We start from the raw sequence: 10,677 nt of genomic DNA, 5'->3' as shown, positions 1-10,677 counted from the left end.
ACCAACGTACATATTTATGAGTAATGCATCCATTTCAAAATGAAAGGCGTAGCGTACTTGAGAATCCTCCAAATCAAGAACAACAAATTTTTGAATTTAGACTTTGCTTTTGATGTAAGCTCATTATTTCATTCACTCTTACCTCCATGCTTCTTCAATTAGACTTTCTTGTATATAACTGCAATCGAATCAATTTCATAGTCGTCCTCACCAAACTTAATAAAGGCAGTCTTTATCTAATCGTCAAATAAATGCTTATTTCTTTTCATTTTAATTTGATTTATAAATTTTCCAACATTCGGTGCATATAGGGGACTTTCAAACGAAATTCCTTGTTTCATAATTAGGTCATTTCATTATGACGAGAACACAATCATGATGGGAACAGAGGACCTGACAACTAGTTTCTTTTATCATTTACGGTCCATAATTAGCAATATGTCCAAGATCTTTATAAGTAATTATAAATTGCTATCTGTTTCACACAGTACTTGATACAAAATCTACTTAACCAGACTTACATTCAATTGTCTAGTCTTCATCTCAAACTCTTAGTTTTATTTTGCCTGAGTTTATCCTGATATCCAAACCAACTTCAAAAGCCAAAGACATTACACCTCCGCTTAATGATAACTTAATAATCGAACAATACTATCCGGATCGTTTCTCCGAAGCCTGCCACGCCGCACAATCGACATTGTCAAATCATCTATTTCCTGCAAAATGCTTAAGTGATTTCAGTTGACAATCAATGTCAAGGCAGCGGTTTTTTAATCGACTATGCCGCGATCCCAGAAATTTGTACTAATGTAATGAGGCCACGTTGGTCTTCGATCACGCATACGCTGCAATGTTAGTCTTAGCTCCTCCTGTTTCGGATCACTTGCTATTGCTTTCTCTTCGTATAAGATCGCTTCACTAACCCTTCCCGCCTTATAGAGTAAATTTGCATAAGTATCAAGTCCGTCAGGCCATGAGGGGCATTGATTTACCAAATCGCTCATACAGTCAATGGCTGCATCAATTTGCTCTTTATCCACGCTACGTTTGAAAACGGCATCCCAAACACTCGAATTAATAAAGCCTGCACTTGCCCGTTTCTTATAAAACCGCGGATATTTTTTTGTAAGAGTCGTTAAAACGCGAGCGCTCTCCCCCCATTGATGTTGGCCATTATACCATCGCAGCTTTGCCAAAAGAATATTTCTTTCGACGTAGTCTTCATTATATTTTACACTGAGACGTAGCTTCAGATCGTTCCAGGCGGGCCCGTCTTTAGCCATTATCTGTTCATTTGAAGAGCGTAGCCCGTCATTGAATCCTAATAGTGGCTCAATTTCTTCCCTCTGAATAATGGTGTCGACTACATATTGCGCAAGGCCATTTTCGTTCAAAAGGGAATCAATCAAGTCACTATTCTCATAGAATACCTTAAAAAAAGGATCATTTGAGCCAGAAATAAAATGGGCCATAAACGATAAGTTATCCGACTTTAACCACTCATCTTTGCGATTCAATAAATATGATCTGTACTCTTTGGAAACTTTGCGTGCAATTTCGTTTTGCCCCAACAATTTGGCGGTATCCGCCAGTTTAGCCATAACACTGTAATCCTTTTTCCCTTTTTGATATTCTGTTAGCCAGGTATAGTATAAAGGGAAGGGGAACGTTGAACCAGCCTGTATTGATATCTTTCCAATATGAATAAAATTTGCGGCCTCTTTATACCCCTGATCGCGATAAACGATTTTTCCGTCCGATGAAAAGTATAAAAACGTAGGATATGCAGGTACACCATATTTTTTATTAACCATATTTGCGACATTGTACAATTTCCGTGTATTTGAATCGTCGTGTTGTGTTCTATCCATCTGCAATCTGACCGAGATAAAGTGCTTATTATAGAATTCTACAACCTGTTTGTCTGTAAATACATCCCGTTCCATTCCCTTGCAAGGCCCGCACCAAGTTGCGTGACAATCAAAAAAAACATATTTCTTTTCCTTCTTTGCTTTATTGAATATTTGCTTCCAATTCAGGCCTTTAGTCCATTCGATTCCTTCGACGGAGGTTTTATTCTCCTCCTGTGTCTGTACTTGTGCTTCAACAACGGAAGTAATGCAAAAGAATACTATATATAAAATGGTTTTCATTTCTGTAAATTTTCAAGTTTTAAAAATGCTATTATGTTAATGGTTATTAGCTAATCGTTTTCGCTAGACTTACACAAAAAAGCTTAGTGCCCGGCTATTGTCTAAGCCTTATACTGTGTTACACTTGGCGACATCGATCACACTAGTATATTTGTCGACTTGTGATATTTATGGAGTTTCAATTGTAAACCAATGTTTGGATGATTATTGATTCCTGAATTAACACTCAACTTTCTCACTGAGATTAATTGTAGCCAACACCTCGGTAAACATTTACAGGGGGTAACTATTGAGCAAAACATTTATATAAGAGTCGGACTATGAGACGGTCATCTAGTAGAATAAAGTATTCCAGGTTTAAGCTCTGCACGTCGATGACGAACCAGCCTTCATCATTTGCAGAGCATGAAATAATTAAATTCAACGAACTCAATTATTGTTTGTGAGACTTAATATCCGGGGTTCTGAGTTATTTGTGAATTTTTTTGAATATCTGAAATCAAAATTGGATATAGTTGCATATACGATTTCCATAAGGCCCCACTAGCCTTTTGAGGACGTACAATTGACATCACCGCGTCAATTGCTCCTGTTCTTTTGAGATCAAACCATCGATGCCCCCACTCACTGAAAAGCTCGACTTGGCGTTCATGTAGTATTGCAGTAAGTGTCGTAGATTGAACATTGGCAGTTGTATTTGGCAAACCCGAACGGTTTCTAATTATGTTTAGATCATTGTGGGCATCGTCAATTTTATTCTGTTGCGCCCTTGCTTCTGCCCTTATTAGGTACTGCTCCGATAATCGTAAAACCATTAGATACTCCTTTAAGTCAGATACCGAACTTATGCCTCCATCAAAGCCTGCTTTATATTTGTAAGGATAGTAATAGACGCTAGTTCCGACAATTACGCTGTCTATCCAATTCTTTCCATATCGCCGTTGATCATTAACTTCAAAAGCTGCCAATAAATGAGAGCTAAGATATACAGGATGGTCTGAATTTGGTCCGGATGAAGGCAATAAGAATAACATCCCGTCGGCAGTGTTCTGCCCACTTAAAATTGGCTGCAATTGCCAGATCGCTTCTGTACTATTTTTTAAAAAAACGTTATTTAACGTCGTTAACTCATAAAGAGACGTGTTATTAATTACCGCAGAAGCTTGGGCTTCAGCATTTGCCCAATCTCCATTATACAAATATATTCGCGCGAGCAATGCAGCAGCTGCCCACCTGGTCGGTCGCACTCTTTCTGAACTACCCGTATAAGGTTGCAACTTTCCATCCAGATATTTGTCACTCAAAATATTTTCTGCTTCAATTAAATCGGTGATGAGTTGTTGGTAAACTTGCGGTTTGCCGACTCGCCCTACACTGGAACTAACTTTCCAATCACTAGTCAACACTAGTGGAACATCGCCGTACATATTTGTTAGATAGAAGTATAAAAAGGCGCGTATGAACTTTGCTTCCCCAAGTAATTGGTTTTTTACAGACGGAGATAAACCGTCGGAGCTCGTTAGCCCTTGAATTGCCGAATTACAAACGAAAATATAGTTGTAAAATGGCGCCCAATATTCAACACCTTTAGAGTTGTTGATATTTGAAAATAAAGAATCTATATAATAATAATACTTTGTGTCAGTTGCAGCGATAGCCGACGACAAATCAAATTCGTCCGCGGATAGGCCAACCGTCAATGATATGCCGTTGCTGCCACTCAATAGACCTTCCTGATTCATCTGCTGGTATAGACCAGTTAGGACAGATATGGCTGCTTCATTTGTATTATATACATTCCCTTGATTGAGGCTTGTTCTCGGCGCATCAGCCTCGACCAATTTCTTACAACCTGTTTGGGCTATGAAAGTGATGGCTATTATCAACGCTGCCTTTAAGTTTTGATATCGAGTCATTTTTAACCTATTAAAATTTCGGATAATATTTCTTCATAATCTTATTATTAAATTCCATCGTTGATCTTTCACAACCCGACCTTCAATCCAAAGGTCAAAACTCGCAATGGAGGCAATGAATATATAGATTGGGTTTCCGGATCTAATCCTTTCCACTTCGTCAATGTATATACATTTTGGCCTTGTAGAGAAACTTTACAGGTTTTCATTTTCACCGCCTGCAGCCATTTAGCAGGCAATTCATACGAAAGTGACACATTTTTCAACCGAACATATGAAGCATCCACGTAAGATTCGTCACTCGTCATATACCCATTGTATCCAGTTGTGAAGTAACCAACTTGAGCTAAGTCACCTGGTTTTTGCCATCTGTCCATTACTGTTACGGGCTGGTTGCTTGTTCCTGCCGAAAACTGGCCAGGTAACCGCGCTAAGCTGTTGAATGAATAGTTAGTCCCCAATTGCTTTACGAATTGAAACAAAAAATCGAGTTCCAATCCCTTATAACTAATGCTATTTTGTATACCCCCGTAAAATCTTGGCAAAGTTTTCATAAGTACTGTATAATCATCGGGGAATAATGGAGAGCTTGTGGAATTGCCTTTCTTGTCGGCATAATGAAACTTTCCTGTAGACGGGTCAACGCCCAACGAATGAAGCGTTTTTATTATACCAATAGGCTGATCAATAATGACGCCTCCAAAGCCAGTAGAATAACTACTCGTTTCAATATCTGGAAATGCCACAAGCTTGTTTTTGGGAATTGTAAGATTTACTGTGGTTGCCCACTCTAGAGTTTTAGTTTTTAGATTAGAAGAACTTGCATAGAACTCCCATGTCGTATTTTGTACTGTTGCCGGGAAATTTCTATTCAAATACGTATAGCCTGCTGTAGATGGTAGCGCGAAGGGGAGCAATTGATTTGAGGATCTATTTCGACTATGTGTAATATTTACAATTACACGATCTGACCAAAATCCTAAATCAACACCTGTTTGTAACTTCTTTGTTTCTTCCCATTCCAAATATGGATTGGGAATACCGTTTGGGTAAGTACCAATACTATTTTGATAGGGTAGTCCTGGAGCACTCCAAAAGTTGTAAAGGCTCAAAAAGGAATAATCTTCAATTTGGTCGCTTCCCGTAGTGCCGTAGCTAACTCTTAATTTACCGAAACTAAATGCCTTTTGCTTTTTTATCCAACTTTCTTCAGTGAAAATCCAAGCACCTCCGATGCTACCGAAATTATGAAATTGGCTGCTTGTACCGAAGCGACTTGTTCCATCCCTTCGCCACGTGGAGTTGATGATATATTTATCTGCCCAATTAAATGTAAAACGTCCAAAAAGCGCGCTGTATTTATATTTTACGATATATTGACCTCCGGGAAATAACTGAGTAGCACTCGTCTTATTCTCTAGAACTTCGTCACTATTGAATCCTATACCTACAACAGAGCCTGCTTCACTGTTATTTTCTTGAATCGTTCCGCCCGTTACTAAATCTAGCTTACCTCTCGAAATTGATTTTTTGTAAACTATTTGAGGTTCAAATATCCACGAATTGAGATCTCTATCTCCATAAACAGCTCCGCGAAGCCCCGTGGCACGGTTTTCCGGACTAGTGTAATTCAATGGTAGGGCTTGGAAATCCGTGGTTAGCAAACGAGTATATCCGAGGCTTCCTCGAATGTCTAAACCTTGAAATAATTGATAACTGAGAATGGTATTTCCCACAATACTAGTAGTGACGTTTTTATATTTTCTTAAGGTTTCAACCAAAGGGTTAGCCCATGTGGAATTTCCCAAAGCATTGGGGGCCCAGTTCAAGCTACCGTCAGCATTGTAAAGATCCGGAGCGACAGGCTCCGTTTGAACCGCAGCCCTGGTTAAATCAGTTATTAGTAAATGATTATTATCAACCATATAGCTACCTGTAAACTGCAATCTAAATTTCTCGTTCGGAGATGCGCCGTTAATATTAAAGTGAAGAGCGCCTTTTTGATCATTAAAATCTCCAGGAAATACAGTAGTTTCTTTATGATAATTTCCACTAATCAAGTATTGCATTGTGTTTGTGCCCCCTGAAACGCTACCACTTAAATTTAGATAGTCAGAAGTTTTTCCGATGAGAGTTTTTTGCCAATCTGTGTAGCGCGTAGTATCCCAAGCCAGGAGGTCATAATAGTTTGCATCAGTATTTGACTGAGCGGATAGATCGATATTGTCGTTTTTTAATGCCTCATAACGCATGTCTAAGTATTGGCGACTATTCAGCATATCCCACTTATTGGCCACTTTGCCCCAACCTTTTTGTAGATTGACATCTAGCTTCATCTGGCCAATTTTGCCCTTTTTTGTAGTAATTAGAATTACTCCATTTGCCGCGCGGGATCCATATATGGCTGTAGCGTCTGCATCTTTTAACACCTCTATGCTTTCTATATCACTAACATTGATGTAATTTAATGGATTGCCATAACCGTTTATTGGATTGCCATTTCCATCATTACTCGAAGTTCCAAAAACGCCGTCATTTCCAGTTGTTGGCAATTGACTTGGATACGGAACTCCATCAATGATATATAATGGGTCATTTCCACTTCTTATGCTATTTCTTCCCTGTATGCGGACCGTAACGCCTCCGCCAGGTACACCGGAATTTTGAGTTACTACCAGGCCAGGTACCCTTCCCTGTAAAGCAAGCAGCGGGTTTTGAACCGGTTGCTTTTCGATATCCGCTGCTTTAACGGTGCTAACATTGCCTGTTTGGAATCTTTTTGTAGTTTGTCCATAAGCAATGATTTGGACTTCATCTAACTCGCTGGTTTTTGTCTTTAGCTTTGCTATTATTTCACTTTGGCCACTAACATTTAATGAAAATGGCTCCATATTGATGCTGCTGAAAGTGAGAGTTGCAGTAGCCTCTACCCCGGCGAGGGTGAACTCGCCCTTTTCGTTTGTAATTGTTTGTTTGTTTGTGCCTTTAACAGCAACCGTCACACCAGGCACCGGCTTACCGTTCTCGTCAACCACCCGACCCTTAATGTCAATTACATTCAAATCGGATGTAACAACATTAACAGAATTGGGTTGTTTTTTAGGTTTAATTAAAACAGTATTCTTGACAAAACTGTAAGTAAACGGTTGGTCTTTGAGGCATCTTTCAAGTGCGTCCTTAAACGGTATGTCCTTTACACTAATCGTCACTTTCTTTGCTTGCTGCAATAAGCTGTATTCACAAAAAAAGGTAAAGGTTGTCTGCTTCTCCAGTGCAGAAAAGATCTCATTAAGGGGAGCATCTTTAAAAGAAAGCGTCACATTCTGCGCATTACCGGCCGCCGAAACTTGCAGGCATCCAACCAATATTAAGAAGGTTGTGATCTTCATTGTTCGTACAATTACTTTTCGCAGTTCTCTATAAGAGTTTTGTTTAGGTTTCCCTTTTTCACAAAAGGGTTCTTTGCAAGAAGAATTTACTTGCATAACTTTGATGTGTTGTTGGTTAAAAAATAAGACAGACCTTGTTTTTTTAGCCTCACAGTACCGGACGTGTTTGCACCACGCCCGGTTTTTTATTCGTTTTCGAATAAGAGACTAAAACAATTTCTTTTTATGGGTTGATTGTCAACGCTGGTAATGAGACAGGTTTAATAGGAAGCGGGAAGCGAGGCAGAATAGAAGGGAACTGCTATGGGAATAGCAGAATTTTGACCTATCACAAAACAATACCAAACACCATACGCCATACAGATTCACTGGTAGAATCTGGCAGTTCCTTGTTCTAGTTAGCCTGATCTGGTTACTTGTCCAAAGGGTACAATTGCTGGTTTAATGGATAACGGCATTGACACGGGCATACAATGCAGCCTCATTCAATGAATATCGGAATCTCTGTAGAAGCGGTTATTGCGTAACAATAATTCTTTTGCCGTCGATCTTGAAATGTACGCCATACACCTCCAGCACTTTCAACATTTCAGAGGCATTTAGGTCTCTACTCACTTTACCCCAAAATTCCTTATTAGTAATTTCTCCCTCATAACTTACCTCAACATCATACCAACGGGCTATCTGTCGCATTACTGTTTTAATGTCATCTCTGTCAAATTGAAATCGCCCATATCTCCATGCGACAGCCTGGTCAATATTCACTTGGCGCGCTACAGAAATTTTTTCGCTTTGCAATTGAGCCTGCTGCCCTGGTGCTAAAACAGCCGATTGCTCAGTGCTGGCCGCGCGGTTTAATACCTTGACTTTACCAGCCACCAACGTAGTTTTAATCGCTCCTTCGTCAGGATAGGCATTTATATTAAAGGTTGTTCCCAATACCTGCACCTCCATGCTATTTGCTTTCACGATAAAAGGTTGCCTGCTGTTGTGGGTTACTTCAAAATACGCTTCCCCGGTGATCTCTACCTTTCTCTCGTTCCCAACGAAATGAACCGGGTATCGTATAGAAGAACCGGAATTCAACCATACCTTACTACCGTCAGAAAGGAGCAATTGATAGGTTTCTGCCTTCACAGTTGTAAGTGTATTCCACACCGCTATCGAACCACCTTCAAACTTTCCTGCTTTATACACCAGCCTGCCATTTTCGTTGGCGAGCTTTGCCGTGCCCTGCCTCGTTAAAGAATCCGTATTTATACTGTCCAATATAATTGTCGATCCATCAGCAAGGGTAAGGCGCGCCTTATATTTCCCGGGTGCAATGTCATTCTGCTTAGCTATAACTTCTGACGGTTTATTCTCGTTAACGTTTCTGTTGATTTCGGTCAAGAGATAAACCGCGACAGCCATAATTAAAAGTGCTGCAGCTGCCATGAAGTGCCACCGTTGAACCATCGGTCGAACCTTCGTGTTTTCTATGATAGGCACTCCACTAACCGCCAGCTTTTGGGAGATATCCTCCCAGCTAAAGCTGTCAAACGCGGTCAAATCAGAGGTAAAGCGTTTCTGATTTTTAATCTCTTCAAGGAGTTTAGGATTGTTTTCGTTTTGTTGCGCCCAATTTTCCAATTGCCTGCTTTCTTTTCTGGAAAGCCGTCCTTTTACATACTTGTGTAAAAGCTTTACAATTACTTTAGGAAGAATGGGATCTTTAGATGTCATCCAGAACTTATATAAGGGTTACAAATTCATTTCAATTTGTTAATCATTTATTAATATAACGACGAAAAAACTACTTTGTCACAGCGAAGGAAAAATTTTTTTATAACGCCCTGGCCTTTAGTAAATGCCTTTAACCACCAGGATGGAAAATAAGATTACCCCGTCCTCAGACAATCTTAGTTTAAGCAGGTTGATAGCGCGATTCTTTCGGGTTGTGACATTACTCAGGGAGATATTAAGACGTTGGGCTATTTCCTCATTCTTTAAGCCTTGAAGGACACTAAGCTCAAATACATGTCTGTAGTTATCGGGAAGCCGCTTCACTTCAGCATATATCTCATTGAGCAGCTCAGACTTTATCTTAAGATTTTCAATTGTATCCTCATTGTCATAATCCACTAAATATGAATAGGCTTTTTCGTTAGCGGATTGCCTGTGTAAATGCCTTATATGGTCAATGCAGGAATTTTTTATAGCCGTATAGAGAAACCCTTCCAGATTGGTAACGTTCTGAAATTTCTCGCGAAACTGGTATAGTCTGGTAAGGGCGTTGACGACAACATCTTCAGCATCTTCCTTACTGCCCGTTATCTTCATGGCGAAAAAACATAACCTTCGATACCATGTCTTGTACAGGTAAGTGAAGGAGGTTGCATCGCCATTGTTCAATGCCGCAATCAGTTGCTTGTTCGATAACTTGTTTTTCATTAAAACTGTACTTTGTTCATAAGAATCGTCGATAGGGATGGGCTTATGGTATGGTATTAAAGCCTTTTTTTTGTGAAGGGTGATCAAAATCATTCACAGGAGCTGGTGGACACTTAGGAGTCAGGGGTGGTTTGAGGTCAATATTAAATAAAAACCGTTATATATTATCAGTCAGTAAGAAAATATGATAAAACAGGAAAATATTGTGTCGCATACTAATTTACGAAGATCTGGCGAGATCAAAACTTCATTTGTATTTTTCCTATACAGGTGTTCACGACTACCGCGATCAGTTTCAGAACCATTTTGTTAATCTCGGTTCCAACTTCAAAAGTATTATGCCAGCAATGCACCAGGTTCTTTTTCTAAAGGACGCTATGAAATTTCAACGTCTTTCCTGCTTCTGTTTGCTTTACCCGCATTCTTCGACTACCTATATACTACTTTGGTACTCATTAATGAGGGCACAAACCTACGTTTTGATGGTGGGACATTTGACCATTGCTCCATGGAAGAACTACAGCATTTTTACTGCAGAGAAATGGTTTAGTCCCCCCTTTGGTAAAACTTCGAAGTTATTTTATGGAACCAGTATTTGGAATATTTCCTTACCGTTGCCATGCCAATCGTTTGGCGAGATTACAGCCTTCTCTTTAAATCGAAAAGCAGTTGCGTATTACTTACATGACCGCCGGGCTTGTGTAAGCCCCCTTTTAAACCTTTAAATCCTATACTCCATGCAACCGGAACCCGATATCGATCCGGTCTTGTGCCGGTATTACTATT

At 39.7% G+C, this 10,677-nt stretch carries 5 protein-coding genes; all 5 read right to left on the bottom strand.

Going from position 1 to position 10,677, the window contains the following annotated elements; all coding sequences use genetic code 11:
• Nucleotides 1–770: 770 nt before the first annotated feature.
• Complete coding sequence (locus A4R26_RS30780) at nucleotides 771–2,153, bottom strand: thioredoxin fold domain-containing protein (protein WP_081170409.1); 1,383 nt, start codon at nucleotides 2,151–2,153, stop codon at nucleotides 771–773.
• A 449-nt stretch (nucleotides 2,154–2,602) separates the two neighbouring features.
• Nucleotides 2,603–4,069: a RagB/SusD family nutrient uptake outer membrane protein gene (locus A4R26_RS30775; protein WP_081170407.1), complete on the bottom strand. Its 1,467-nt coding sequence runs from the start codon at nucleotides 4,067–4,069 to the stop codon at nucleotides 2,603–2,605.
• Between the two features lie 68 nt (nucleotides 4,070–4,137).
• Complete coding sequence (locus A4R26_RS30770; protein WP_165760477.1) at nucleotides 4,138–7,458, bottom strand: SusC/RagA family TonB-linked outer membrane protein; 3,321 nt, start codon at nucleotides 7,456–7,458, stop codon at nucleotides 4,138–4,140.
• A 516-nt stretch (nucleotides 7,459–7,974) separates the two neighbouring features.
• On the bottom strand, nucleotides 7,975–9,183 hold the full coding sequence (locus A4R26_RS30765; RefSeq protein ID WP_081170403.1) for a FecR family protein: 1,209 nt from the start codon (nucleotides 9,181–9,183) through the stop codon (nucleotides 7,975–7,977).
• A gap of 117 nt (nucleotides 9,184–9,300) precedes the next feature.
• Nucleotides 9,301–9,891: an RNA polymerase sigma factor gene (locus tag A4R26_RS30760; protein WP_165760476.1), complete on the bottom strand. Its 591-nt coding sequence runs from the start codon at nucleotides 9,889–9,891 to the stop codon at nucleotides 9,301–9,303.
• Nucleotides 9,892–10,677: the final 786 nt, after the last annotated feature.

Origin of the sequence: Niastella populi, from assembly GCF_002078015.1 — a bacterium.
Classification (GTDB): Bacteria; Bacteroidota; Bacteroidia; order Chitinophagales; family Chitinophagaceae; genus Niastella; species Niastella populi.
Note: the sequence above shows the minus strand (reverse complement) of the source record. Positions and strands in the feature narration are given on the sequence as shown.